This window comes from Clostridia bacterium (genome assembly GCA_017410375.1).
Lineage (GTDB): Bacteria > Bacillota > Clostridia > RGIG6154 > RGIG6154 > RGIG6154.
The window spans coordinates 33,843-60,298 of record JAFQQW010000066.1 but is presented as its reverse complement, the minus strand read 5'-3'; the positions used below and the strand labels follow the sequence as shown (position 1 = coordinate 60,298).

The window sequence follows — 26,456 nt, the reverse complement described above, 5'->3', positions numbered from 1 at the left end:
GTATAGCAAAAGGTATGGAACGAAAATGTTGAAAAGGTAAGCTTTAACCCATCCCAAAGGGATATGCATAAATAAAATGCAGAAAAAGGCTTGCATTTTTAAGAAAAAAGGAGTATAATAGACTTACAATTAAACAGACGGGAGCTTGTAATACAGGCTGAGAGGAAGGTGCGACCTTCGACCGATAACCTGATTTGGATAATGCCAACGTAGGGATGCCTGAAAATAAGCATATTTGCGGAAGTTATCAAATCGATAATTTCCGCTTTTTGTTTTTTAAAAGGAAGGTTTCCGCTGGATAATTGAATACAACCCGAAAAATTCGGAGAAAGAGGCAAAAAATGTTAGGAAACCAGCTTGAAAAAGTAAGAGAGAGCAAACCGCTTGTGCATTGCATCACAAACTATGTGACGGTAAACGATGTGGCAAACGCGATTTTGGCGTGCGGTGCAAGTCCGATTATGTCTGACGAGCCTAAAGATGTGGAAGATATCACATCCATCTGCGGTGGTCTTTGCATCAACATCGGAACTTTAAACGAAAGAAGTATTGAGGGAATGTTTGTGGCAGGCACAAAAGCAAAGGAAGAGGGGCATGCGGTACTGCTTGACCCGGTCGGGGCAGGTGCAAGCAAGCTCCGCACCGAAACAGCCTTGGCGCTGATGCAAAAAATTCGCCCCGATATCATTCGCGGAAACATCTCGGAAATTAAAACCTTAGCCTTAGGATTTGGTACCACCAAAGGGGTGGATGCCGATTCTGCGGACACGGTGACAGAGGAGAATTTAGACGAAATGGTGCGCTTTGTAAAGGATTTTTCCCAAAAAACAGGCGCAGTCATTGCGGTTACGGGCGCGATAGATTTGGTTGCGGACACGCAAAATTGTTATGTTATCCGCAACGGCAGACCTGAAATGAGCGGCATTACCGGCACGGGCTGTCAGCTTTCGGGACTTGCCACCGCGTTTGCCGTTGCCAATCCGCAAGACAAAACAAAAGCCATAGCGGCGGCGGTTTGCATGATGGGTCTTGCGGGCGAAATCGGCTGTGCGCATCTTTTGCCGGGCGAGGGGAATTCTACGTTACGAAACCGTATTATTGATGCCATTTATAATATGGATGCGCAAACATTGAACAAAGGAGCAAGCTATGAAGTGCGATAAAAAAGATTTACTGCTCTATGCGGTGACCGACAGGACATGGCTTGGAAACAGCACGCTTTCAGAGCAGGTGGAGCAGGCCTTAAAGGGCGGTGCGACTTTTGTTCAGCTTCGGGAAAAAGAATTAGACGAGGACACTTTTTTGCAGGAAGCCCTGGAAATCAAAGCCCTTTGTGCAAAATATGGCGTTCCCTTTGTGGTAAACGACAATATTGATATTGCGCGAAAGGCAAACGCTGACGGCATTCATGTGGGACAAAAAGATATGGAAGCAACGGCGGTGCGTGCTTTGATTGGCGAGGACAAAATTTTGGGCGTGTCGGCACAAACAGTGGAGCAGGCCATTTTGGCAGAAAAAGCAGGTGCGGATTATTTAGGGGTCGGCGCGGTGTTTCAAACAGGCTCTAAAGCCGATGCGGAGGACGTGAGCCTTGAAACCCTAAAAGAAATCTGTGCGGCGGTCAGGATTCCCGTCATCGCCATTGGTGGTATTGGCAAACAAAATGTTTTAAAGCTTTCGGGAAGCGGAATATGCGGTGTGGCGGTCATCAGCGCGATTTTTGGAGCAGCCGACATTGAAAATGCCACCCGCGAGCTAAAGAATTTAACAAAGCAGGTGGTAAAGGATGATTAAAGGTGCAATATTCGACCTGGACGGTACAATTTTAGATTCCATGGGTATCTGGGATACCGTTGCCGAGGACTATCTCCGTACTTTGGGCAAAGAACCCAAAGAAAACTTAAAAGAAACCTTTAAAACCTTTACCTTAGAGCAATCTGCCATGTATTATCGGCAAAATTACGGGGTTTCTCTTTCGGTAGAGGAAATTGTAGCAGGCATCACCCGAATGATTGAAGATTTTTATAAGGAACAGGTTTTGTTAAAGAAAGGCGTGAAAGCCTTTTTGGCGTGTCTGCAAAAACGGGGCATAAAAATGTGCGTTGCCACCGTCACGGACAAAGCTTTAGCGGAAACTGCCCTTCAAAGGCTTGGTGTGCGTTCCTGTTTTTCAGAGATTTTCACCTGTGCCGAAGTGGGGCACGGAAAAGAAAAACCGCACATTTACCGTGAGGCACAAGCGCATCTTGAAACCGAAAAAGAGGAAACGGCGGTGGTTGAGGATGCTCTGCATGCTCTGCAAACCGCAAAGCGAGACGGCTTTATTACGGTCGGTGTGTTGGATTCCCATGAACAAGAGCAGGAACAACTCCAAAAAACTGCAGATTTTTATATTGCTGATTTTGAAAAAGCAGAAGAAGTACTGTTTGGAAAAAGAAAAATGAGGACGGCACTCACCATTGCAGGGAGTGATTCAAGCGGCGGCGCAGGCATTCAGGCAGACCTTAAAACCATGACTGCAAACGGTGTGTATGGCATGAGTGCCATCACCGCCATGACAGCACAAAATACCATGGGCGTGCGCGCCATTGAAGAAGCTTCTCCTGCCTTTTTAAAACAACAGCTGGACGCGGTGTTTACCGATATTTTCCCCGATGCGGTAAAAATCGGCATGGTTTCTTCCAAAGAACTGATTGCGGTGATTGCAGAAAGGCTTCGATTCTACAAAGCCAAAAATATTGTGGTCGATCCGGTTATGGTGGCAACCAGCGGAAATCCTCTGATAAAAAACGAAGCGGTGGAAGCACTTACAAAAATGCTTTTTCCCCTTGCAACCCTCGTAACCCCCAACATCCCCGAGGCGGAAGCGTTGTCGGGGCTTACCATTCAAAATGCCGACGATATGGAAACAGTAGCCAAAAGTATAGGGGATGCTTTTGGCTGTGCGGTGTTATTAAAGGGCGGTCACCTTGTTTGTGATGCCAATGATTTGCTGTATGCAAACGGCATTTTTAAGTGGTTTTACGGGAAAAGGATAGACAATCCCAACACCCATGGTACGGGCTGTACAGTATCAAGTGCCATCGCCTGTGGTCTTGCCAAAGGACTTTCATTGGAGGAAGCCGTACAAAGCGCCAAAGATTATGTTTCGGGCGCACTCTCTGCCATGTTGGATTTAGGACAAGGCGCGGGACCGTTAAATCACGCGTTTAACCTGACAGAATAACAAACTCTTGCTTTTTGTTGCGAAGCGGTATATAATAAAAGCAAAGGAGTGGGTACATATGAAAAAAATCATTTCATTATTGGTTGCGGTGATGCTTCTGTCATGCTTGCTTGCGGGCTGTGGCGGAAAAGAGCCTGAAAAGCAAGCAGAACCGAAAGTGCAGAGCGGATTTAATCCCAAGCTTTTAGAGGTTCTGGGCAAGACCTACAGCGAAATCAAAGAAGAGTACGGACCGTCAGACGGTGCGACCTGGATTTTGGGGACTGCATTTCATTTTCCCAAAACGGGTAACTATTTCTGCTTTGTAAATCAGGATGATTTAAGCCTGCAGGAGCCTGCCGAGGATTCAATCTGCCATGCGGTAAATGCAACCCTTTCGGATTTCGTGTTCGGAATGGAAAAGGACAAGGAATATACGCCCGATGAGATTTCGGATCTTGCAGGGCTTGCGGTTGAATCGCACGGCATAGGTATGGATGATTTGTATGTGTACTCCATAACCTATGAAGGACATCAGGTGTATTTTGATACCGTTGAAGAAAATGTGCTTGCTTCCAACAGCTTTGCCTACATAATTGAAAGATAAAAAAAGCTCCCGAACGGGAGCTTTTTTTGTATTATGCAGTTTTTATTTTAATAAATCATCAACACTTACATTAAATATTTTAGAGAATGCCAACAATTCAATATCCGTTACAAATCTTTTTCCGCACTCGATTCTTTGAATTGCGTTTTTGTCCACATCCAGACCGGATAATTGCAATTTGTCTGCCAGAATTCTTTGTGATACATGCATACTTTTCCGTAATTCGGAGATTTTTTTCCCACATATATTATTTGAACCGTCAACATTTTTATTTATAAACATAAAAAAATCCCCTTTTTGACATTTAGTACTTGTCAACAAGTAAATTATATGATATAATGATGTAAAATATGACATTCACTAAATGTCAAAAATAGGAGGAATCTTTATGAATTTCAAAAAAATGTTGTTAGTGGTTCTGTCATGCATGCTGGTTGTTGTACTGGTTGGATGCGGAGTCGATTCGAGTACAACGGGCGCAGAAAAAGTTGCACCGAAAGAAGCACCTGCGCAGGACAGTAAAGGGATGGTTGAAAAAATATTTGTTGATGATGAAAATTGTATTTTCAAAATCACAGATATTGAAGAGGACAATTTGTGGGGTTATACTTTAAAAGCAGAGCTTGAAAACAAGACAGATAAAAATCTGATGTTTACCATGAAAAATGTTTCTGTAAACGGGTACATGTGTGATCCGTTTTGGGCGGAAACTGTGCAAAGCGGAAAAAAAGCAAAGAGCGATATTTCTTTCTTTGATACCGAGTTTGAAGAGCTAGGTATTGAAAAGGTTGAGGAAATAGAATTCACCCTTTCGGTATATGATGAAGATGATTGGATGAGTCCTAAATTTGTAGAAGAAACATTTGTATTTACAACCGGAGAGTAATCTGAAAAAGACGGAATTCTTTTAAAAAGAATTCCGTCTTTTTTTGTAGATATAAAAACATCTCCCTCATCAGAGGGAGATGTTTACTCTTTATTTTTGAAAATGCCGATAAGAGCGGACAGTATGGCAAAGGATTCATAAATCGCACCGCCCCAGGAGGGGACTAAAAGGTTATAAATCAAAACCATGGGCGAGGTAACCAGGATGCTTTTTCGGATATTCTGGGTGTTTTTAAAGGATAAGCAGAAGCTGTTGATGGTGAGCCCTGCAATCATCAGAAAAGCATATGTATTGTTTTCCCGGAAAATAAAGCCTAAAACACCACAGATGACCGTAAACACAATCGGTACCGCACGATGCTGTAACCATTTTACATTATAGCCGAAATAGTATACTGCATTCCGCAAAACACCAACCATGTTCATGCAAAAGCCCACAAACGCCCCCAGACACAAATAATGAATCCCGAAAAACAGACACAGGAACACATAAAACAGCATCATGCGTTTTGCATCTTTAATCTGTAGGGTACAAAAGCCCCACGCCATGGCAAATATGCCCAAAGCATGCCCAAAAATTTCAATTGACGTCATACATCCACCTCATTTAAATTTTTTCGCCTGCTTGATTGTATCACAAAAGCGTGTTGCCGTCAAGGCTATTGTTATCGATTTAAATGCCCTTCCCAATCCTTTAAGAATTTTTCGATGCCTGCATCGGTAAGCGGATGTTGAAGCATCTGCAAAATCACCTTATACGGCACGGTTGCGATGTCCGCACCAAGCTTTGCCGCTTCGGTTACATGTCCTGCACTGCGGATGCTGGCACAAATAATTTCGGTGGAAATGGCATGTGCCTCAAAAATCTGCACAATGTCCGAAATCAAGCCAAGACCGTCTGCGTTGATGTCGTCCAGTCTGCCTAAAAACGGACTGACATAGGTTGCGCCTGCCCGGGCGGCAAGCAATGCCTGTGCCGCCGAGAAAATCAAAGTTACATTTGTATGAATGCCCATAGCACTAAGCTTTTTGACCGCTTTTAACCCTTCTGCAGTCATGGGAATTTTGATTACAATATTTTTATGCATGTTTGCCAGCGGAACGGCTTCTTCCACCATGCCCTCTGCCTTTGTGCTGATAACCTCAGCAGATATCGGGCCGTCTACAATAGATGTGATTTCGTCAATGACCGTTTTAAAATCTCTGCCTTCTTTTGCAATTAAGGACGGGTTGGTGGTTACACCGCAGATTACACCAAGCTCGTTTGCTTCTTTAATTTCTTCAATGTTTGCTGTGTCAATAAAAAGTTTCATTGTAAGATGCCTCCTTTTTTCTGTACGGCTATACTATACCATCTTTTTTTTGACCTTGCATTGCAAATTTATGGAAAAGTATTGCTTTTTTTACGATTATGCTGTAAAATTGAACAAGGGGGGTGAAGATATGATAGACAGATATACCAAGCTGCAGAAAATCAAAAACGAAAAAATCATGGTCAAGGAAAAGTTTATCAGCAGTTATCCCACCCATTGGCATGAGTTTTATGAGATGGAACTGATTCTGTCCGGAAGCGGAAGTTATATCATAGACGGGGTGGAGCGGAACATCGAGAAAAACATGTTGTTTTTTATGACGCCTGTGAACTTTCACAAGGTTGTCACCGAGGGCGCGCAGGTCATCACCTTAATGTTTATGGGCGAGGTCTGCGACAACGATATGCTGTTTAAGCTTTCAACCGTGTTTGATTCGGACAGCGTCCACCTTTCGGATGAAGATGCAGATTATCTTGCAGGCGTGATGCATGAGTTAAACCTTGCCTCGGCTGAAAATGATGATACATACAGTTTTTATTTGTTAAACAGCATTTTAGGGAAGATATGCCGGATAAACAACACCCACAAGCACGGCTATATGACAAGAACGCAAAAGGCTATGCTGTATATCCAAAACCATTTCCGGGAGGATATCGGGCTTTCGGATATCGCTTCTGCCGCATCGGTCACGCCCTCTTACATGAGCAGTCTTTTTTTAAAGGAATGCGGTGTGAATTTTAAGGAATATTTAAGTACCGTCCGTTATGATTATGCCAGAAAACTGCTGGAGTATTCCGATATGACGGTTACGGACATCTGCTTTGAGTCGGGCTTTTATGATTATGCAAATTTTGAAAGGCATTTTAAAGAGCGTTTTTCCCTTTCCCCCACCGGGTATCGGAAAGCGCGATTATCAAAATAAAGAAAGGTGATTAAAAATGGAATTTACTTACGAACGAGAAAACGGAACAGAAAAATACGAGGGCTATGAATGGGACAATGTGTGGATTGACCGGGCGAAAAACTTAGAGCGCAACCGGGTTTTGTATATCGGCGACTCCATTTCCTGCGGCACAAGACGTGTGGCAACCCTGCGTTCGGAGGAGCAGATTTTATTTGACGGGTTCGGCACCTCAAAGGGGCTTGATAATCCGTTTTTTTGCGATGCGATAGCACTTTTTGCAAAGCAGGAAGCCCGTCGGGACGCGGTGCTGTTTAACAACGGTCTGCACGGCTGGCATTTGGAGGATTCTACCGAATACAAGGCATATTATGAAAAAATGGTGCAGTTCTTAATCAGTTTTTTCCCCGACACGCCTGTTTTTTTGGTGCTGTCGTCTTATCTTGCAGACCCCGAGCGCAACGCCCGTGTGCTTGCGCGAAACGAAGCGGTTATTTCTCTTGCGGAAAAGTATCATTTAAAGGTGATTGACGTATACGCGGTTACCGAAAAAATGCCCGAAAAGCAAACCGACGGCGTACACTTTAACAGCGAGGGCTATGAAGCCATTGCAGATAAGCTTCTTACCTTCCTTAAGGAAAATGTAGATGCTTTCAATGAGGTGCACTTATGAAATTATATGCCCTGCAATACGGCAAAACCGAGCTTGCAGAATCCATGATTTTTGAAGGCGGTGCAAAGGAAAAGAAACAGCCCATCAGCCTGCTTTTTTTCCTGCTGGAAACCGAAAACAAAAAAATTCTGATCGATGTGGGCTGTGATACCATGCCCGGGTTTCCGCTGTTTGCATTTCAAAAGCCTGTGGAGGTGCTGGAAGCGTTTGGCGTCCCCCGGAACGAAATTGACGAAATTATTCTGACCCACAGCCACCACGACCATATTGATGCGGTGCACTATTACAAAAATGCCACGGTGCACATTCAAAAAGAGGCATTTGAACAGGGAGAAAGCTATCTTAAAGATAACCGCACAGAGCTTTTTGCCGGTGAAAAGGAAATCGCAAAGGGCGTTTTGGTGCGCCACATTGGCGGACACGGTAAGGGTTCGTCGGTGGTGCTGATTTCTTTTGGCGAAAAACAAATTGTGCTTTGCGGTGACGAGTGTTATTCTAAGGAGAATCTTACCCTGAATCTGGTTACGGGAAGCAGTGTGGATTTGGAAAAAAGCCGTGCATTTCTTACAGAATACCGAAAGCCGTCTTATATCCCCGTGCTGTTTCATGACCCGGATTTGGTGGGTGAAATCGGCGTAAAATTGCTTTTTGAATCAAAAAATTCATGATTTTTGAAAAGAAAATCAAATTTTCAAAGGAAAAGAAGCTGTTTTTGTGATAAAATAGACGAAAAGGGGGCAAAAGCTATGCAATACAATGTAACGGACTTTCAGATTACAGGCGACGGTGTAACCAATAATACCGCAAGCCTTAATCTTTTAACTAAAAAAATCCGCGACGCAGGGGGCGGAACCATCTACTTTCCTGCAGGTGAATATGTAACAGGCACCATCTTCCTTTACAGCAATATGTGCTTGGAGCTGGATGCAGGCGCAACCCTTTTAGGCAGTGCGGATTATGAAGATTTTCCCATGATAACCGAGGTTGAGGGGTATACCCGTAACGGACACTGGGGGCTGATTTCTGCCCTGAATTGTCAGAACATAACCGTAAAGGGCAGAGGCACCATCAACGGCAGAGGCGAAAACTGGTGGCACAAAGGGAAAAGCGATTTAGTGCGTCCGCGTACCATCAGCTTTATGGGCTGTAAGGATGTGGCAATTGAGGATGTTACCATCCGCAATTCCCCCTGCTGGACCGTCCATCCCATGTGCTGTGAAAATGTAAGTGTGCGGGGCGTGCGGATTTACAACCCTTATAAATCGCCCAACACCGACGGCATCAACCCCGAAAGCTGTAAAAATGTACGCATTTCGGATTGCCATATTGACGTGGGCGACGATTGCGTAACCATTAAATCGGGGACCGAAACCGATTATTATCAGAATCAGCAGGCTTGCGAAAATATCATTGTAACCAACTGTACCATGGCACACGGTCATGGGGGCGTGGTTATCGGCAGCGAAATGTCGGGCGGTGTTAAAAATGTAACGGTCAGCAACTGCGTGTTTCAGAACACCGACAGAGGCATCCGTCTAAAAACCAGAAGACAGCGCGGCGGCTGTGTGCAGGGGCTGACGTTTAGCAACATCACCATGGAAAATGTGTATGCCTGCATCACCATGAACTGCTTTTATCCCTGCGGTGCCGGCAAAGACCAATGGGACGAGCTGTTTGACCGGTCCGCAAAGCCCGTAACCGTCAAAACCCCGAAGCTGACCGACATCAGCATTTCGGGAATTTTGGGCAGAAATATATCGGGCGCAGGGATTTATCTTTACGGCTTGCCCGAGCTTCCGGTTTCCAATGTCAGCATCAGCAATGTACGCCTTGATGTAACCGGCTCTGAAGAGGGGGTTGAAGTGGTCATGTCGCCCGGACGGCCCTTCTGCCACGGAGATGGCATCTTCCTGGAAAATGTAAAGAATGTGGAAATGCAAAATGTGCAGATTACCTGCACCGAGCAGGATTTAATTGTTAAAAACAGCGAAGCGGTTATGCTCAACGGCAAACAAATCTAAATAAAAAAAGCAACAACGCAAAAGCGTTGTTGCTTTTTATTTAAGGCAGTAAGCGATAGGTGCGAAGTCTTTGGTCTGCAAGGAGAGGTTTAAAGCCTTCCGCATACTTCACACCGCATTGCAAACCGCGGTAGAGGGCATAAATTTTCTGATTCTGTACCACATCAATGCCGTCGTGGTCTTTGAGCCATACCAGCTGGCTTTCGTGGCATTCTAACATTTTTACTTTCAAATCCATAAAATCGGTCACATCCACATATTCGGTGGGGACAAAATTTACCCCTGCGGCTGTGTCGAAATAGAAAACAGCAGGCACACCCGTTGCTTCACCCAGATCCGGCATAAAATGCGGACAGGACGCGTCAAAGGATGCCTTGAACACAATTTTGGATACCTCTCTGTGGTCAGAACAGTAATCCTCGGGTGCATGGGTTAAAATGACGTCCGGCTTTACATCGCGAATCACCTTGATGATTTTGCGAATCTGCTCCATATCGGCACTGTTTACCGTCAGGTCACCGATATCTGCGGTCACAATCTCAAACCCTGCAAGGGCTGCGGCATTTTGCGCTTCTTTACGGCGAATATCCCGCAATTCGTCAGGCATAATCACCATGTGTCCCATGTTGCCGTTGGCAACGTGGCAGACAAACACCTCATCTCCGCGGGCTTTATACTTTAAAAGTGTACCGCAACAGGTCAGCTCCATGTCATCGGGATGACAGGTAATGGCTAAAACTCTCATACTTAAATACCTCCGTTTTTTATTTTAGTATACCGCAAAATTTACAATTTGTCTTTAGCATATTTTCCGCATTTGGTATCAAATCGTTCGCATTTTTAATTTTTTTCAATTTTTTTGGATATAAGTTCAGCAAGATTGTATAAAAAGGTCTTTTCTTTTTATCGAAAATATGGTAAAATAAGCTGAAATCCGTCGGAAAAGAGTGACGAAATGAAAAAGTTTATCAAAAATGCAGTTGTATACATAAAAACCTTTGCGTTATGGCTATCTGTCGCGCTTGCCGTGGGGCTTGTGGGCGGCAGTGTCGGGGTTTTGTTCCACTTTGCAGTAGACTATGTGACAGAGCTTCGGTTGCACCATGGCTTTTTAATTCTGCTTTTACCCTTGGGCGGTGTGCTGATTGCAGGCATGTATCGCCTGTTTAAAGCAGAAGGACCTATTGACACCAACCGCGTAATCGAGAGTGTGCGTAAGCATAAAAAGGTGCCACTTGTTATGGTGCCTCTGATTTTTGTCAGCACCGTGATTACCCATCTGTTTGGCGGCTCGGCAGGACGTGAGGGGGCGGCGTTGCAGATTGGCGGCGGAATTGGTTATAACATGGCAAAGGTGCTTCGTTTGCAAGAGCGGGATATGCGGATTATGACCATGGCAGGCATGAGCAGTGTGTTTGCAGCGCTTTTCGGTACACCTGTCACCGCGGCGGTGTTTGCGCTGGAGGTTATCCGTGTAGGCATGTTTAATTATGTAGGTATTTTTGCTTGTCTGCTTTCCGCGGCGGTGGGGTATATGCTGTCAATCTTGGCAGGCATTTCGCCCCTGCATTTTGAGATTGTGACAGAGGCGGTATCGGCAGGTGGAATTTTAAAGGTAATCGGGCTTTCGGCTTGTTGCGGATTTTTAAGTGTTTTGTTCTGTCTGGCGATTAAATACAGCCATCAGGGCTTGAAAAAAGGCATTCCAAACCGCTATCTGCGTGCCTTTGCAGGCGGCTTACTGGTGGTATTGCTTACCGTTTTGGTGGGTAGTCAAAAATATAACGGTGCAGGCATGGAAACCATTGCGCTTGCGGTAAACGGCAAGGCTGACGTGCAGGATTTTGTCTTAAAAATTCTGTTTACTGCTATCACCATCGGTGCAGGTTTTAAGGGCGGAGAAATTATTCCCACTTTATTTATCGGCTCTACCTTCGGGTGTGCTGTGGCACCGGTTTTCGGACTTGACCCGGGCTTCGGGGCGGCAATCGGTATGATTGCGCTGTTTTGCGGAATGGTAAACTGTCCCATTGCCTCTCTTGTTTTAGCGGTAGAGCTATTTGGTGCAGAGGGGCTTTTGCTGTTTGGCATTGCCTGCGCGGTCAGCTATATTTTCTCGGGCTATTCCGGGTTGTATTCGGGACAGAAAATTGTGTACGCAAAGCTTGGCGGACATAAAATTGACGTACATACCAAATCATAAAAGGAGAAATGACATGAACAGCAAAAGTGTAAATGTGTTTTACGGAAACGGCGAAACCGACCGATTCATAAAATCGGGTGTTGCGTCCAAATGGTTTTACATCAAGGCGCTTTGCGGAAACACCATTCCTCATGCGGTTTTGCCCTTTGGCAGGATTTCGGTGGGGCCCTACAGCGGCGGCTATCCCACAGGGTATGGCACCCATTATCCCAACTCCTGCGGTGCAATTCAAAAACTGAGCGACGTACATAAGGTGCGTGGCTTTTCCCATCTGCACCAGTCGGGTACAGGCGCAATACGCTACTATTATAACTATGCCATTGTAACCCCTTTTTACGGGGAAAAAGAGAATATTTATACCTATCACCCTTTAGAAAAGGAGTGGGGCAAGCCCGGGCTGTATGGAGCGACCTTTAACGGCATTTCGTGCGCCGTTACGGTAAACCAAACCACAGCATATCACCGCTACAGCTTTCCCGAAGCAGACGGAAAAATTGCAGTGGATTTTTCCAATGACGGACTTTCCAAGGTGTTTGGAGAGCGGTTTTACGGAAAAGTAGAAAAGGACAGCTTTTATGCAGATGGCGATACCGTTTTCTTTTCGGGACTGTTCTCGGGCGTGAAGCTGTACTTTGCGGTACAGGTGCCAAACGCCACGGCTTCTTTGTATGAAGCGGATATGGTGGCAGTATTTTCGGGGATAGGGCAGGAGACAACGGTTTTGGTTTCCTATTCTACCCTCGGCTTTGCAGAGGCATTACAAAACCTTTCTGATACCGGTCTGTCCTTTGACCAAACGGCACAAAATGCCGAAAAAATATGGGAAACGCATCTTTCTGCCATCGAAATCGAGACAGAGGATGCGGAAATGAGAGAAAAATTCTATTCGAATTTTTACCATTCCCTTGTAAAGCCGGTGGACATGACCGGAGAAGAAGTGCTTGGCATCAAAGGGGAGTTGGTGACAGGGCTTGCAACGCTTTGGGATCAGTACAAAACAGTAACACCGCTGATTATGCTTCTGTACCCCGAAATGGGCAGAAAAATTGCAAGCGGCATTGTAAATATCAGCCGTACTTTAGGCAAAATTCCCTGCAGCTTAGGGATATCGGACATTTTCCCCTGCGAGGAGCAGGCGAAGATGCTGGGCGTTTTTGTACTTCTGGATGCTTTTGATGCCGGGCTGATTGAAAGAAGTCTTGTGGAAGAATGCATAAAGCGCGAGCTTGAACGGGAGGATTTTAAAATTTTCCTGGAAAAGGGCATTTTTGAACGGTATACCCATATCATTGACACCACCGATGCCTGTCTGGATGTGGCACGTATCACAGAGGACGCGGAATTAAAGGAAAGACTGCTTTCCTTAGCGGAAAACTGGAAAAATGCCTATGATGCGGACGGTTTGATGAGTAAGAATTCCCGTTACTATGAGGGCGACCGCTACACCTATTCGTTCCGTTTGCAAACCAATATGGAAGAGCGCATGGCACTTGCAGGCGGAAAAGAAGCTTTCTTAAAAATGTTAGACAGCTTTTTTGGATTTGACAGCAATCAGCCTTTAGAGCAGATTGTGGAATTTGACGCCTACGAAAAGTTAGAGGCGGCACAGCATCACCGTTTTGAGGGCTTTAATAATGAGTGTGATATGGAAACACCTTTTGCGTACATTGCGGCAGGCAGACACGACCGCCTCTGTGAAATTGCAAGGGCAGCGGTGAAGGATTCGTTTGGGCTTGGCATAAACGGACTTCCCGGTAACAACGATTCGGGCGGACTGTCCTCTTGCTTTATGTGGCTGGCTTTAGGTCTGTTCCCGGTGAGTGGTCAGGGTCGGTTTTTATTAGGTGCACCGCAGGTGAAGGGCGCAAAAATTTCCCTTTCCAACGGCAAAGTCCTTGAAATTGAAGCACTAAACCTATCGGACGCGCACTATTTTGTGGAAAAAATCACCTTTAACGGTGAAGAAATCAAGGATTATTCTATTCCCACAAAGGATTTGTTAAAGGGTGGAAAAATCGTGTTTTACATGGCTGAAAAAAGGGCTTGACATAAGATTTTGGTTGTGGTATCATGTAAAAAAATAACGGAAAGAGGTTGTTGGTTATGGCAAAAGCAGAATATGGCTTACAGATGTATTCGTTAAGAGACATCACTAAAGATTCCATGCGCAAAGCATTGGAGGAAGTAGCTGGCATGGGCTACAAATATGTGGAAATGGCAGGTTGGTTTGATTATACCCCTGAGCAGATTAAAATCTGGCTGGACAACTTTGGTCTGGTTTGCTCGGGTACACACATCGGCTTAGATGCCATCAAGCCCGAAAACATTGACGAAACCATTCGTGCACACAAAATTTTAGGCTGTGAAAACCCTATTGTTCCGGGCTGTGACTGGTCTACTCCCGAAAAAAAGGAACTGGTTATCGATACCTTAAACTTTGCAAAAGCGAAGCTTGAAGAAAACGGTATGCGCCTTGGCTATCACAACCATTCCAGAGAATTTTTCCCCAACAGCTTTGGCTGTGTTTTAGAGGACGAAATTATCGAAAAAACCGATGTGGAGTTGGAAATTGATACCTTCTGGCTGTTTAACGCAGGCATTGATCCGGTTCCGTACTTAGAAGCGCATAAGGAAAGAATCCGTGTGATTCACTTAAAGGACGGCATTCCGTCTGTGGATGCAGACAAGAATTTTGACGATGTACACAACGGTGTAAAAGGCTTTTCGGTTGGCGAAGGCCGTGCGCCCATCAAAGCAATCCGCGAGTGGGCAATCCAAAACAATGTACTGATGGTAATCGAATCCGAGGGCTTGAATCCCACAGGCTTACAGGAAGTCGAACGTTGTATTAACTACTTAAAGGAACTGGATAACGAATAAGATTAAAAGGGCAGTCTTAAAAGACGTGCCCTTTTTGAAAGGACAAGTAAAATGCGTGTTGTTATAGCAATTGATTCTTTTAAAGGAAGTCTATCTACCGTTGAGGCAGGTAATGCGGTTGCAAATGGTGTAAAGCGCGTGTTTCCGGAGGCAGAAACAGCGATATTTCCTGTCGCAGACGGTGGCGAGGGCACGACAGATGCCATTGTTTCAGCAGTGGGCGGTACTTTTGCAGAAATAACTGTACATAATCCGTTGATGCAAAAAATCAAAGCCAAATACGGCATCATTCCCCAAACGAAAACGGCGGTGATCGAAATGGCGTCAGCAGCAGGCATCACTTTAATTGATGACAAGGACAAAAATCCGCTCCATACCACTACCTTCGGGGTGGGAGAAATGATTCTGGATGCAATAGACCACGGTTGCAGACATTTTGTGTTAGGAATCGGAGGCAGTGCCACCAATGATGGCGGTGTCGGTATGCTGCAGGCACTTGGCTTTTCGTTTTTAAACGCGGAGGGGAAGTCTGTAGAGTATGGCGCAAAGGGGTTAGAAAACCTTCAAAGCATTGAAACCAATCATGTGCCGGAGATTTTAAAGACATGTACCTTTCAGGTGGCGTGCGATGTAACCAATCCCCTTTGCGGTAAAAGCGGTTGCAGTGCGGTATACGGTCCGCAAAAGGGTGCAACGGCGGAAATGATTGAAAAAATGGATAGATGGCTGAAAAATTATGCGTCTCTTACCAAAACGGTTTTGCCCGAAGCAGATGAAAATGCGCCCGGCGCAGGTGCGGCAGGCGGTATGGGCTTTGCCCTTTCGGCATATTTAAACGGCAAAATGCAGCCGGGCATCCAAGTGGTGACCGAACAAATCAGAATCGAAGAAAAAATCAAATCTGCAGATTTTGTAATTACCGGTGAAGGACGGCTGGACGGACAGTCGGTGATGGGAAAGGTGCCGGTGGGCATTGCAAAACTGGCAAAAAAATACCAAAAGCCGGTGCTGGCGTTTGCAGGCTGTGTAACCGAGGATGCCCCCCTTTGCAACGAGCATGGCATTGATGCGTTTTTTCCCATTTTAAAAGCACCTTGCAGCTTGGAGGCGGCAATGGACAAAGAAAATGCAAAGCAAAATCTTGCCGACACAGCTTGTCAGGTATTCCGGGTAATTCGAAACGTACACATATAGAAAAAAGGATGTAAATTTTTTACATCCTTTTTTATTTGGTTTGTTTATACATCTTTGGAGACATGCCTACCACTCTTTTAAAGACCGATGAAAAATAGAGGGGATCGGAAAACCCTGATAGATATGCCACATTTTTCACCGAATCAATGCCGTGATCAAATAAGGTGATGGCGTATTTAATACGCATATTGCGAAGATATTCCGAGTAAGAGATGTTAAATCTTGCCTTGAAAAAGTGGGAAAGGTACTTGGGATTGTAGGAAAGCACATTTGCCACAGAAGTAATGGAAAGCGCGGGATCGGTAAATTGCGTCTCGGTCAGCTCCACAATTTGCTTTAAGAGTTTGTTTTCTTCTGCTTGCATGCTATTCAGCCGCGAAAAGGTGTATAAAAGAATGCTTTCGGAGGCAAGGTCTATGCTAAGCTCGGTGGCACGGGCAAGGCTGTCCTGCCACAAGGGCAAAAGTCCGTCAAAGCCAGGAAAGAGTCGGCAACTTTTGTGAATGCCAAACCGCTGAAACAGCGCCTCCGCCCGATTGCCGGCAAAATCAATATAGAGATATTCTGCTCCATCCGAAAGCTTTGCGAAAACGGTTTCGTCCCGGAACAAAAACAAAAGACTGCCACCCGAAACCTCTGCGGTTTTATCGTCGATGTGAAATACGCCGTTGCCTTGTTTCATCAGTACCGCCCGATGATTTGCGAGGGAAAAAGCTGTTTGCATGGTTTTGGGGTTCGATTCCAATACATAGCAAAAGGTTTTCAGTTGTTCCGCGGCGGTGGCAGGAATAAATTTGCAGATGTTTCTGTCTTTCATACAATCACCTCTGTTTTCAGTATAACGTAATTTCTGCTTAAAAACAAGCATTTCAAACTATTTTTAATGAAAATATGGAAAAATTCTATTGAATCCGATGCAGAACGTGCTATACTGAAAGGGAAGAATCCATAAGGAGGAATAAAAATGAGTAGGATGAAAATTGGTATTTTCGGCGTAGGCAGAGGTCTTGCTATTGCCAAAAATTTTATGCTGTTAAACTGTGATATCGTGGCAATCTGCGATTTTCACAAGTCCAGACGGGAAAAGGCGGCAAACGAGCTTAAAGGTGCTGCAGTTTATGAGGATTTTGATTCGTTTATCGAGCATGATATGGATGCGGTGGTGCTGGCAAACTATTTCCATGAGCATACCCCTTATGCCATCCGTTGTATGGAAAAGGGCATTCATGTATTTTCCGAGTGCATCAGTAACGGCACTATGGCAGAGGGCGTTGAGCTGATTCGCGCGTTCGAAAAAAGCAATGCGATGTATATGTTGGCGGAAAACTATCCGCAAATGCTGTTTAACCGCGAAATACAACGAATCTGCAAGAGTGGCACTTTAGGTAAAATCATGTATGCAGAGGGCGAATACAATCACCCCGGGGATCCGATGAATGTCTCGTTTAAAAGGGAATATAACTATTTTGAAAAACATTGGAGAAACTTTCTGCCGCGAACTTACTATGTGACACACTCCTTAGGACCCATTATGCGCGCTACCGGTGCAACCCCTAAACGCGTAACGGCCTTTGGTTGCTTTGCACCCTTGGAGGGAGCTGTGCCTACAGCAAGTTACGGGGGTGACCGTGCGGCGATTATCACAACTTTAAATGATGACGGCTCGGTGTTCCGCTTTACCGGGTGTGCCGGATTTGGCGGACATGGCAACGCGTATCGGGTTTGCGGCACCGACGGACAGATTGAAAACTTACGGGGCATGGGTGAAAAAGTGATGCTTCAGTATAACAACTGGACCCTTCCCGAGGGAATGGAGGAGAAAAACCTTTACGATCCGCAATGGAACGACAAGGATGAGGAGCTGATTAAAAGCAGCGGACACGGTGGCAGTGACTATGTTACAGCGCGTATGTTCTTAGAATGTATTGAAGCAGGCAAACAGCCCGAGCATCCTTTTGACATCTATTCGGCAGTCAACATGTCTTCGGTTGCGATTTTGGCGCATCGCTCTGTGTTAGAGGGAGGTACGCCCTATGATATTCCTGATTTCCGGGAAGAAACATGGTGCAAGATGTATGAAAACGACAGACTAAGTCCCTTTTATGGTACAGACGGAACCGAGCCTTCGATACCCTGCTGTACACATCCCGCCTTTAAGCCCACAGAGGAGCAAGTCCATCTGTTTAATGAAGCGGTAAAATAACTTTTTTGCAGAAAGACAGGGAAATATTCTGTTGAATTTTTGGTAAAACCTGCTATACTGAGGAGGAAACGGAGGAATTTTTATGTATTACGGATTGATCATACTTTCAGTTGTTATGTTTGGCGCTTGTTTTGCGTTTCAGGATGTCTACCGCAAACGTCAGGGCTCGGGATTTCTGGTTTCCATGCGATTTTCGGCAGTCAGCTCGTTTATGAGCCTGCTTGCGCTTCTTATTATCAATAAGCTAAGCCTCGGGTGCACAGGGTTTACCCTTTTGATGGCGTTTTTGACGGCGCTTAACAGCCTTGCTTTTTCCTTTTGCAGTTTTAAGGCGTTAGGGAGCATCAACCTTTCGCTCTATTCGCTGTTTTCTATGCTGGGCGGTATGGCATTGCCTTTTTTGCAGGGGATTCTGTTTTACGGTGAGCCTTTAACCGGAGCAAAGGTGATTTGCTTTGTGATCATCTGTGTTGCGCTCCTTGTTACGGTGGAAAAGGGCGAGAAAAAGAACGGAACGATTTACTACGTTGGCGTTTTTGTGCTGAACGGTATGTCGGGAGTGCTCTCTAAGATTTTTGCCTCGGCAGAGCTTGCAAAGGCATCTGCCACCGACTATTCCATCTGGTCCTGTATTTTCACGGTTGTGTTAGCCGGTCTGGTGGTGCTTTTCTCCAAAAGAAAGGCAGAGCTGCCAAAGCTGACTTTGCCGACACTTGGTATCAGCGCGTTAAGCGGAATTACAAACCGTGTGGCAAACTTGATTTTAGTGATTGCCCTTACACATGTGGATGCTTCTGTGCAGTATCCCATGGTTACGGGCGGTGTGATGATTGTGTCCACCTTAATTTGCTTCTTTGGCGACAACAAGCCGTCCAAAAAAGAAGTTCTGTCAGTTGCAATCGCATTTATCGGTATGCTGGTTCTGTTTTTACCATTTTAAAAGGGGCTGTAATAAATTTACAGCCCCTTTTTTGCGATCCGGACTTTTTTACATTCCCTTTATTGTCAGTTAGATTCTATAATATATACGCCTTTGGGTTCAAGCTTTTTGGGAATCGGGTTTTGTGTAAGGAGATCCGTGCCCCGGAAACTGTCTGAAAGGGTTGCCCCGTTTTCGCCCGGGAAAATGCCCACAAACCGCTTGTCTGCAAATACCGCACAACCTGCACTTGTGTACATATAACAGCCTTGCTTTTGGGCAAGGGTATAAAAATCTGTTGCATAAAAGCCGGGTGCTACGGTAAGCAGATGGTTGTTTTTCTTTGCGACCTTGATTTTACCGTCAGGATAAGTTTCCAAAGCCTCTGCATCTCCTACGATTTCAAGAGGCGGACACTTAGTTTTTGCACCGTAGCCGTTGGAAAGATACGCTTCTTTGTCCTGCACAGGTTTTACCGCAATACCCGTCAGCTCTTCTATATGTCCATAATCAAAGTGTTCTCCTCTGCGGATACCTGCCGCATAATTCCACACACAGAGTGTGGTTTCGGGTATACTTTGAATGATTGCACGCAGTTCATCGCTTATCATAAACGCATTGGCAAACACAATCATTTTATAGCGTTTCAGGGGCAAATCCTTTAAATCCGAAAGACGGTATTCGTCAACCGGTGCACCGCAAAGCTTTAGTTCCGCACCCATTTCGTTTAAAATGCCCACCTCACGGCAACCGGTAAACACACCGTCAGGGGACTGATACGCCAGTGCCTTTTCATCGGTTACAAACAAAATTTCGCTGATGCTTTCATAAGGCAGTTTACGCATTTTCCGATTAAATGCGATTATTTTTTTAATTTCGCCCATAATCGCATAGTCGGTAAACCAACCGCCATACAGATCCATCCACCAGAAATTCTGGTTGTGCCACGAAAGATTTCGTGCTACCTCGCGCCAGAGAATGGTTTTTGTTTCGGAAAAATTTTTAGGGTGATTGGATTCTTCCTGATAGCTTTTTGCAATATGGGTATCATTATCCAGCTCGTCCAGCCAGATTTTTTTGCGCGCCACAGACATGGAGGTTGCCTGCGAACCGCCCGGCTGTCCTGCACCGCACCGATAATAAATTTTAGGAGCCGAAAGGAAATCGATTGCATCGCAATGCATCAGCTTTTCAATGCCTACATGCCCCGTTTCGGTGGGGAATTTGGTAAGTAGATATCCGTAAAATGCACCTATGGGCTTGTCTGCTTCCTGTTTTGCAACAGATGCAAAATCACAAAGATTTTGCGCAACTTTGTCTGAAAGACACAAGGAAAAATCGACAGAACGTTTATTGTTTTGTCTGAAATAATCGGTTGTATCGCTTCTTTGCTTCGGAGAAGGAATGATGTTTTCAGGATTTAAATCCGCTTCGCCATACACTTGTTTTGTCGCATCAAAACTTCCGTATTTTTCGATACAGAATTTTAAGAATGCCTTTTGGGCAGGCTTGCTGAAATCGCCCCAATGCTCGGACGACTTCCAGGCGCCCCAGTTACAAAGCTCGCCGCACATACCAAACGCCAGTTGGTAACCAACAATGCGCTTGCCGTAGGGCGAATCCTCTAAATAACGCACAAACCGTCTTAACACTTCTGCGGCATCCCGCATCCATTTATCCGAAAAAAAGCTTTGCAAATATACGCCATGCTCGTTAAAACCGCCACTTCGTATCTTTGCGATTTCATGGGCGGTACGATAGCTTTTGTACACCTCTCTCACATGCTCGGGGTCGCGGTTTGCATATTCTGCCAAAGCAACCTCTTCAGGGTTGGCTTTAAGCCACTCTAGAGGCGGATTCAGTTCAACTCTCGGCAGATACAGCACGTCCTCGCCAAGGCTGAAAACGGCTTTTAACGTTTTATCCACCGCAGAATAATCGTATGCATTTTCGCCAACCCAGCCACTGTGTATAACGGTGGTATGCAATTTACAGCCAATATCCAAAAATGCTTTATGCTCTGCTAAAAATGCAGACCACTCCGCATTGATAAATGTACTGTTTGGAACGGCAAAGGTAATCTCGCCCTTTTCGTTGCGTAAATCGGGGTTTGCGCCCAAGCCGATACGCGTCCAGAACAACGGCTCGTTTTTGACAATTTCCATGTAGTTCATGTTCCTGCCTCCCTTTTCTGCTGTTATTATATCATCGAACATTCAAAAAGTAAAGATAAAATACGCCGTACAAAAGTGCTATCATGATATCATGATAGCACTTTTTTGTGAGGAAGGGAGAAAACTGCATAAAAGAAGGAGAGGGCGCATACACTAAAGTACCGGAAAAAGAAAGGGTGCGATGTATGCAAAGCAGTTTAAAGCAAAACATTAAAATTTTTGGAGTTTCTATACTGATTCCGCTGGTCATTGGCGGTCTTTCGGCATTTTTTACCCGAAACAGCATGGACATTTACAGCGAAATAAAAATGCCGCCATTATCACCGCCGGGCTGGCTGTTTCCCATTGTGTGGGGCATTTTGTATGTGTTGATGGGAATCAGCGCGGCGCTTGTGTGGAAGTATCAGAACCGTAATCAGCAAAAGGCGGCAGACGGACTGTGGTTTTATGGCATAAGCCTGTTTTTCAACTTCTGGTGGAGTATTGTGTTTTTTAATCTGCGGTGGTTTTTGTTTGCCTTTATCTGGCTTCTGGGACTGTTATTCTTTATCATCCGCACCATCAGAGCGTATAAATTTGTTTCGCCCGTTGCAGCAAAGCTTCAGATTCCGTATGCCGTCTGGGTTACCTTTGCTGGCTACTTAACCCTTGCCATCTGGATTTTAAACTGATAAAGAAAGATACAAAATGAAGAAAACACGCAATACATTGCGTGTTTTCTTTTGATAAATGCGTTTTTGCTATAAACGAACCGAGCCCTCGCAGTATCTATATACAGCATTGGGTGTCCCGATGCTAAGGCATCGGCTCTGTTCGTCCATTCCAAACATTTTTTCCTATCCCCTAAAAAGTGATATCACTTTTAATTTATACTTGAAAAGCTCTGGTGGGTGTGTTATAATGACAAGAGAAAAAGGAGGTGGCGGTATGAAAAAATGCCGCATCACGGTTATGCGCATGGCAAAGTATACCGATTTGTCCGAAAAGTATGAAAATCCCATCGAGCACGCCTGCGATTTAAAGGAAGGGCAAACTTTCATTACAAACGGCTGGGAGAAGCCCGAGGGGCTTTGTGACAGCGCCTGGGAAAGCATGTCGCCTTTTGTGATGACCCTTGCCCACGGCGGTGAGAATTTCTATGACGGCTGGATGAAAAATCCGAAATCCGCCATGATTTCCTGCAACGACGGCTTTCGACCCGTGAGCTTTTATATCGAAGCCCTCCCCGACGAACAAGCATAAAACAAATTTTTAGCGGTGTAACCATGTTGGCTACACCGCTTTTTGCTATCATTTTGCTTGGATTGAAAATGAAAAAGAGTATGTTATTGCTTGTACATGACCCAATTGTTGTCGAGCACCCCATCATGCCCTGCCCATAAGCGGAGTGTGCTGGTATCTGTCGGTACACGCTCTCCGTAAATGCTATTAACCTCAACGCCAATTGGGTAAAGAACCACTGCAATCGATTCCACCGAATGGCCATCTTCATAATAAATAATAGACCAACTGTAGCTTCCGTCAGGATTCTTGGTTATATATTCTGCTTTGGAAGAAATTGCAATATCCCTTTCCGGCTCGAAATCCGCTCCGGCTTCCGTTAAAACAAAGGTGACACCGTTTTTATTCACATAGCTGCCTGCAAACTGCGAAAAGTCGCCGGCAAGAATTCTGTCGTAGTCGTATGAAACCGATGTGTTGGTGTATTTTCGGACAGTTCTGTATACAAGTAAAACCGCCTGTTCGCAGGTGGTGTTAGCTTTAGGACTTATACAGTTTTTTCCCGTGCCCTGCATGATGCCTTTGTCGTATAAAAAGCATAAGGGAATAACTGCCCAATCGCTGATAAGCTCCCAATCCGAAAAGCCGACAGGCGCAAAGAAAGTCGTTTTTTCTGAAGGGACAGCCTTGCCAATCATGCGGGAAAGCATGGTTGCAATCTGCTCTCTCGTAATTTTTTCATCGGGTGCAAAACTGCCGTCACCATGCCCTGTAACAATACCAAGGTTTGCGGCTTTTAATATTTCGGGATTGTCGGTGTCATTAAAATGCACATCTCCAATCTCAGCAGAAGTGTTGCTCAGCTTTTCATAGGCTTTCAAAACCAGCTCACAGAACTGCGCACGGGTGATGTATGCCTGATAGTTTGCCGAAATGCTGTCTGTAATTAAGCCGTCCTTTGTGGCAGCTTCTATTTCCTGTACAGCCCAGGTACTTGGTGTACCTGCGGCGTGGATTAAAGTGACAGAAGCAAACAACAATGTTATGCTGATAACAAAAGCAAAAATGCTTTTCTTCATTTTATAAACCCCCTGATGTGTTTTTTAAATTATAACACAAATCCAACAAATTAGCAAGAAAAAGAGATTTGAGAAGCATTAAAAAATCGCAGAAATTTCTGCGATTTTTTATTTAAGTAGTGTATCGTAGTCTGTTTTTAAAGCCTGTTGCAGTGCTTTGCTTATCCGATTTTATATCCGCTTGATATAAATTGCATTAAAGTGTCTATACTCATTTCTTGTTTGACATATCCTTTAGCAATTTCCTCCGGGACTGATTTGACTGAGATGATTTTCTCGCGGTCGTTCACCCACACCAAAAAAGATTTCGGTTTACGAGTAGAATTTGTCATAAAACGTGTTCCGGGTCGTAATATATTCCGTTTATCTGGATTTCAAAGTGCAGATATGAGCCGACAGAAGTACCGGTGCTTCCAACCGTGCCGATGATTTGACCGCGCTGAATGGTATCACCTGTTGAAACTTGGATTTCTTTAAGGTGGTGATAAGCGGTTTGCACATTATCCTTTTGAACAATAATATAATTGCCTTTTTCAGCATCATAGCCGACAGTTGTAACTGTGCCGTAGATAGTGGATACGACAGGTGTGCCGTCCGGGGCAATAATATCGATGCCGTTGTGGGTTTTGGTTTCTCCGGTAATGGGATGTACGCGTGTACCGTAGGTGGCAGAAATTTCGCCGTCACATGGCAAGATAAATCTCTGGGAAAGGAATGCTGCAGAAATTTCCGGGGTATTTACCGTAATTACAAAATCAAAGAGGTATTGTCGGTTTCGCACCCCTAATCCACGGTTAAGCATGTATTCGATAAAATCGTAAGGCACATAAGTCGTCTGCCCAATCAGCAAAGCAGAACCACTTGGTTCAAGATTAAGCAGACTGAGACGAACCAGAGCGTTTTTTTCATGTGAAATACCAATTTCTTCGCTGTTTATTTTTAAACTGTAATATACCGGAGCTTGTCCCGCTGTTTCAGCGGCGGTTATAAAAATTTCGCCATCCTTCCATTCTAAGGTGTTGCCGGGAATGTCAAAAAAGCCAAGCTTTTCAAAAGTTTCCCGTAGAGGAAGATACACTATATTGTCTTGAACAAAAGGCTTGTTCTGCAGTACAATGCGATTTCCTTTACTGTAAAGTGTTATAGGTTCGTCTTCGGCAGGGACACCTTTTGTTGTTTCTATGGATGCCAGAACAACGGTTGCAAATATGACCGAGAAAATAAGGACAATTGAAATGGTACATGCCATCAGTTTAGAAAGCTTTCCTGTTTTGGAGCGAATTTTTGTAAAACGAGTTTGTAATGCTTTTTTGTTTGTGCTCATTTTTGTTGTGTAGATATTTTCCAACATAGCCGTATATTCCTCCTTAGTCAAGATTAATTGTTACAGTGTTTTCTTTTTCGTTAAAGGTTAAAACACCTTCAAAATATGTGTCTCTTTTTTCGCTGTTCCATTTTACATTGTCTTGTCCACCCACAATATGTGCAACTGCTCGCAACGGAATATAGGCTTTTCCATTTATCAGAACAACTGCACCGGCAGGAATAAACGGGCAATATCTTGTGCTGCCGACCTGACATGCCCACACTTCAGTTCCTTTTACCATTTCAATAATCGGCATTTGTTGATTGAATCTGTATGTGGCACCATATATGTACTTGTCGACATCGGTTTTTACAAAGTCTTTTAAATAATACTGCGGTGTTTGAAAAACTTCGGTGACTAGCGGATCATCCAGTTTTTTAACGTATGGTTCCGAATCATACTGCGGAAATGTGAAACTGCCCATAAATTTTTTGTATTTTGCTTTGTCTACATCATAGTAAACCTCATAGCCGAGAGCTTCGAAGGTATCGCGCAGTGGAACGTAGTAGCTGTCGGTATGCACTTCTAACTGATTTTCAATCAGGATAGGTTTGATGGCATATCCTTTCCCATTGACAAAGAACGTTTTCTTTTCGTTTACGACGGAAGCAATGGCGACTGTGGCAAAAAGCATGGTAATCAGGAAGAGAAGTGCCGCTGTAAAAGCAATGACATGGGTTGCTTTTCCATGGTGTGAACGGATTTTAGTAAACCGTTTTTGCAAAGAAATTTTACCGGCACTCATTTTGGTTGTGTATAATTTTTCTAACATAAAAATCCTCCTATTCTGCTAAAGTAAGAATGGTTTTCATGTAGACTTTTTGCTCTGCTTCGGACATCTTTTTGGTAACTGCCATATCACAGGCAATTTCACAAGCCTCGCTGATATTTGCACAAAGCAGATAGGATAAAGGATTAAACCAATGAATCGCGTTTGCAAACAAAGAGAGCCATTTGAAAAATAAATCTTTCCGTTTATAGTGCGTCAGTTCATGTAAGAAAATCATACGTAAACTTTCGTCCGAAATATTCCGACAAGGCACATAAACAACAGGAAACAGCACGCCCACTAACATAGGGGAACGTACATCCGGTGACATGCGCAAGGAAATGTTGCGTTTGATTTTAAGCTGATGCTTTGCGTATTCGAACAAAGGATTTGTAGAAACCCTTACAGCATTTTTACGTTTTTTAAAGAGACAAATAAAATAGGTCGCACAAAAAAACAGTAAAAATGCAAAAACACCTAAAAGCCAGAGATAAGGCAAAAAATGTAGAAGTCGTGTTATGTGTGTTGTGTTTTCAGTCTGTGTGGTCTGTGTCGGTGGGATATCGGGCAAAGACAAAGTTTCTGTTTGTAAAGGCTCCACAGACTGGGGCTTGCTTTGCGCTGTTTCGTTTTTGGGAACGGGTGCAAATTCCTGTGCCTTTTCCGCCGGAATTAGCCGGTAAACGGGAATGAGCATCAAAAAAAGAACTGCAAGCCATACAAAATATTGCCATCCAGCAGGAAATTTTTTTGCAGTAATGGGTTTTAAGCAAAGCAAAACAGCAGTCAAAACGAAGCCAAGGCTGCTTAAAATTAAAACTGTTTGGAAAATGGTGTCCAAAA

27 protein-coding genes and 1 riboswitch are annotated in these 26,456 nt (G+C 44.5%); of the genes, 17 read left to right on the top strand and 10 right to left on the bottom strand.

The annotated features are described in order from the left end of the window. Positions 1-129 precede the first annotated feature (129 nt). A riboswitch (TPP riboswitch) is annotated at positions 130-234 on the top strand. 107 nt (positions 235-341) lie between these two features. The 4 genes from thiM to IJE10_10855 are packed head-to-tail and all read left to right on the top strand — an operon-like array spanning position 342 to position 3,812. Beyond that, positions 342-1,163: a hydroxyethylthiazole kinase gene (gene thiM / locus IJE10_10870; protein MBQ2968605.1), complete on the top strand. Its 822-nt coding sequence runs from the start codon at positions 342-344 to the stop codon at positions 1,161-1,163. Next, the gene (gene thiE / locus IJE10_10865) at positions 1,150-1,794 is read left to right on the top strand and encodes a thiamine phosphate synthase (protein MBQ2968604.1); all 645 of its coding nucleotides are present in this window, start codon (positions 1,150-1,152) and stop codon (positions 1,792-1,794) included. The genes thiM and thiE overlap by 14 nt, the downstream gene beginning before the upstream one ends. Continuing rightward, positions 1,787-3,226 carry a bifunctional hydroxymethylpyrimidine kinase/phosphomethylpyrimidine kinase gene (gene thiD, locus IJE10_10860; protein MBQ2968603.1) on the top strand — a complete coding sequence of 480 codons (1,440 nt, stop codon included), beginning with the start codon at positions 1,787-1,789 and terminating at the stop codon, positions 3,224-3,226. Before thiE ends, thiD begins: the two co-directional genes overlap by 8 nt. 58 nt (positions 3,227-3,284) lie before the next feature. Next, positions 3,285-3,812, top strand: a complete 528-nt coding sequence (locus tag IJE10_10855) for a hypothetical protein (protein ID MBQ2968602.1) — start codon at positions 3,285-3,287, stop codon at positions 3,810-3,812. Positions 3,813-3,854: 42 nt separating this feature from the next. Here IJE10_10855 and IJE10_10850 read toward each other — a convergent pair whose 3' ends face one another. After that, positions 3,855-4,094: a helix-turn-helix transcriptional regulator gene (locus IJE10_10850; protein MBQ2968601.1), complete on the bottom strand. Its 240-nt coding sequence runs from the start codon at positions 4,092-4,094 to the stop codon at positions 3,855-3,857. Between the two features lie 106 nt (positions 4,095-4,200). On the opposite strand from IJE10_10850, the gene IJE10_10845 reads away from it, so the two are divergent. Then, the gene (locus tag IJE10_10845) at positions 4,201-4,698 is read left to right on the top strand and encodes a hypothetical protein (GenBank protein MBQ2968600.1); all 498 of its coding nucleotides are present in this window, start codon (positions 4,201-4,203) and stop codon (positions 4,696-4,698) included. A gap of 83 nt (positions 4,699-4,781) precedes the next feature. On the opposite strand, the gene IJE10_10840 is transcribed toward IJE10_10845, so the two are convergent. Further along, the gene (locus IJE10_10840) at positions 4,782-5,291 is read right to left on the bottom strand and encodes a YgjV family protein (protein ID MBQ2968599.1); all 510 of its coding nucleotides are present in this window, start codon (positions 5,289-5,291) and stop codon (positions 4,782-4,784) included. Positions 5,292-5,362: 71 nt separating this feature from the next. Then, on the bottom strand, positions 5,363-6,010 hold the full coding sequence (fsa, locus tag IJE10_10835) for a fructose-6-phosphate aldolase (protein MBQ2968598.1): 648 nt from the start codon (positions 6,008-6,010) through the stop codon (positions 5,363-5,365). A 130-nt stretch (positions 6,011-6,140) separates the two neighbouring features. Between fsa and IJE10_10830 the strand changes: the two genes are divergently transcribed. The 4 genes from IJE10_10830 to IJE10_10815 all read left to right on the top strand — a co-directional run bounded on the left by IJE10_10830 (position 6,141) and on the right by IJE10_10815 (position 9,605). Further along, the gene (locus IJE10_10830) at positions 6,141-6,932 is read left to right on the top strand and encodes a helix-turn-helix domain-containing protein (GenBank protein ID MBQ2968597.1); all 792 of its coding nucleotides are present in this window, start codon (positions 6,141-6,143) and stop codon (positions 6,930-6,932) included. Between the two features lie 16 nt (positions 6,933-6,948). After that, the gene (locus IJE10_10825) at positions 6,949-7,584 is read left to right on the top strand and encodes a hypothetical protein (GenBank protein ID MBQ2968596.1); all 636 of its coding nucleotides are present in this window, start codon (positions 6,949-6,951) and stop codon (positions 7,582-7,584) included. Beyond that, a complete protein-coding gene (locus IJE10_10820) occupies positions 7,581-8,252 on the top strand; it encodes an MBL fold metallo-hydrolase (protein MBQ2968595.1) in 672 nt (223 codons plus the stop codon). The genes IJE10_10825 and IJE10_10820 overlap by 4 nt, the downstream gene beginning before the upstream one ends. A gap of 78 nt (positions 8,253-8,330) precedes the next feature. After that, positions 8,331-9,605: a glycoside hydrolase family 28 protein gene (locus IJE10_10815; protein ID MBQ2968594.1), complete on the top strand. Its 1,275-nt coding sequence runs from the start codon at positions 8,331-8,333 to the stop codon at positions 9,603-9,605. A 40-nt stretch (positions 9,606-9,645) separates the two neighbouring features. Here IJE10_10815 and IJE10_10810 read toward each other — a convergent pair whose 3' ends face one another. Continuing rightward, positions 9,646-10,350, bottom strand: a complete 705-nt coding sequence (locus tag IJE10_10810; GenBank protein ID MBQ2968593.1) for a PIG-L family deacetylase — start codon at positions 10,348-10,350, stop codon at positions 9,646-9,648. A 210-nt stretch (positions 10,351-10,560) separates the two neighbouring features. Between IJE10_10810 and IJE10_10805 the strand changes: the two genes are divergently transcribed. From IJE10_10805 to IJE10_10790, 4 genes are read left to right on the top strand one after another with little or no spacing between them, the layout of a single operon-like run. After that, positions 10,561-11,808: a chloride channel protein gene (locus IJE10_10805; GenBank protein ID MBQ2968592.1), complete on the top strand. Its 1,248-nt coding sequence runs from the start codon at positions 10,561-10,563 to the stop codon at positions 11,806-11,808. 13 nt (positions 11,809-11,821) lie between these two features. Then, a complete protein-coding gene (locus tag IJE10_10800) occupies positions 11,822-13,855 on the top strand; it encodes a glycoside hydrolase family 92 protein (GenBank protein MBQ2968591.1) in 2,034 nt (677 codons plus the stop codon). A gap of 56 nt (positions 13,856-13,911) precedes the next feature. Beyond that, on the top strand, positions 13,912-14,688 hold the full coding sequence (locus tag IJE10_10795) for a sugar phosphate isomerase/epimerase (GenBank protein MBQ2968590.1): 777 nt from the start codon (positions 13,912-13,914) through the stop codon (positions 14,686-14,688). A 51-nt stretch (positions 14,689-14,739) separates the two neighbouring features. Continuing rightward, a complete protein-coding gene (locus tag IJE10_10790; protein ID MBQ2968589.1) occupies positions 14,740-15,882 on the top strand; it encodes a glycerate kinase in 1,143 nt (380 codons plus the stop codon). Positions 15,883-15,913: 31 nt separating this feature from the next. Here IJE10_10790 and IJE10_10785 read toward each other — a convergent pair whose 3' ends face one another. Next, complete coding sequence (locus IJE10_10785; protein ID MBQ2968588.1) at positions 15,914-16,699, bottom strand: AraC family transcriptional regulator; 786 nt, start codon at positions 16,697-16,699, stop codon at positions 15,914-15,916. Positions 16,700-16,846: 147 nt separating this feature from the next. On the opposite strand from IJE10_10785, the gene IJE10_10780 reads away from it, so the two are divergent. Beyond that, entirely contained in the window at positions 16,847-18,085 is a 1,239-nt protein-coding gene (locus tag IJE10_10780; GenBank protein MBQ2968587.1) for a Gfo/Idh/MocA family oxidoreductase, read from the top strand. A gap of 82 nt (positions 18,086-18,167) precedes the next feature. Continuing rightward, positions 18,168-19,025: a hypothetical protein gene (locus IJE10_10775; GenBank protein MBQ2968586.1), complete on the top strand. Its 858-nt coding sequence runs from the start codon at positions 18,168-18,170 to the stop codon at positions 19,023-19,025. A gap of 65 nt (positions 19,026-19,090) precedes the next feature. Here IJE10_10775 and IJE10_10770 read toward each other — a convergent pair whose 3' ends face one another. Then, positions 19,091-21,178, bottom strand: coding sequence for a hypothetical protein (locus tag IJE10_10770; GenBank protein MBQ2968585.1), 2,088 nt, complete (start codon positions 21,176-21,178; stop codon positions 19,091-19,093). Positions 21,179-21,363: 185 nt separating this feature from the next. Here IJE10_10770 and IJE10_10765 point away from each other — a divergent pair, with 185 nt between their 5' ends. Further along, positions 21,364-21,849, top strand: coding sequence for a tryptophan-rich sensory protein (locus IJE10_10765; protein MBQ2968584.1), 486 nt, complete (start codon positions 21,364-21,366; stop codon positions 21,847-21,849). 256 nt (positions 21,850-22,105) lie between these two features. Then, positions 22,106-22,420, top strand: coding sequence for a TIGR04076 family protein (locus tag IJE10_10760; GenBank protein ID MBQ2968583.1), 315 nt, complete (start codon positions 22,106-22,108; stop codon positions 22,418-22,420). Between the two features lie 83 nt (positions 22,421-22,503). Here the strand turns inward: IJE10_10760 and IJE10_10755 are convergent, their stop codons facing one another. The 4 genes from IJE10_10755 to IJE10_10740 all read right to left on the bottom strand — a co-directional run bounded on the left by IJE10_10755 (position 22,504) and on the right by IJE10_10740 (position 26,454). Next, the gene (locus tag IJE10_10755; protein ID MBQ2968582.1) at positions 22,504-23,478 is read right to left on the bottom strand and encodes an S-layer homology domain-containing protein; all 975 of its coding nucleotides are present in this window, start codon (positions 23,476-23,478) and stop codon (positions 22,504-22,506) included. Positions 23,479-23,806: 328 nt separating this feature from the next. Continuing rightward, entirely contained in the window at positions 23,807-24,829 is a 1,023-nt protein-coding gene (locus IJE10_10750; GenBank protein MBQ2968581.1) for a M23 family metallopeptidase, read from the bottom strand. A gap of 16 nt (positions 24,830-24,845) precedes the next feature. Next, positions 24,846-25,616 carry a hypothetical protein gene (locus IJE10_10745; protein ID MBQ2968580.1) on the bottom strand — a complete coding sequence of 257 codons (771 nt, stop codon included), beginning with the start codon at positions 25,614-25,616 and terminating at the stop codon, positions 24,846-24,848. A gap of 10 nt (positions 25,617-25,626) precedes the next feature. Further along, the gene (locus IJE10_10740) at positions 25,627-26,454 is read right to left on the bottom strand and encodes a M56 family metallopeptidase (protein ID MBQ2968579.1); all 828 of its coding nucleotides are present in this window, start codon (positions 26,452-26,454) and stop codon (positions 25,627-25,629) included. Between the last annotated feature and the right edge of the window lie 2 nt (positions 26,455-26,456).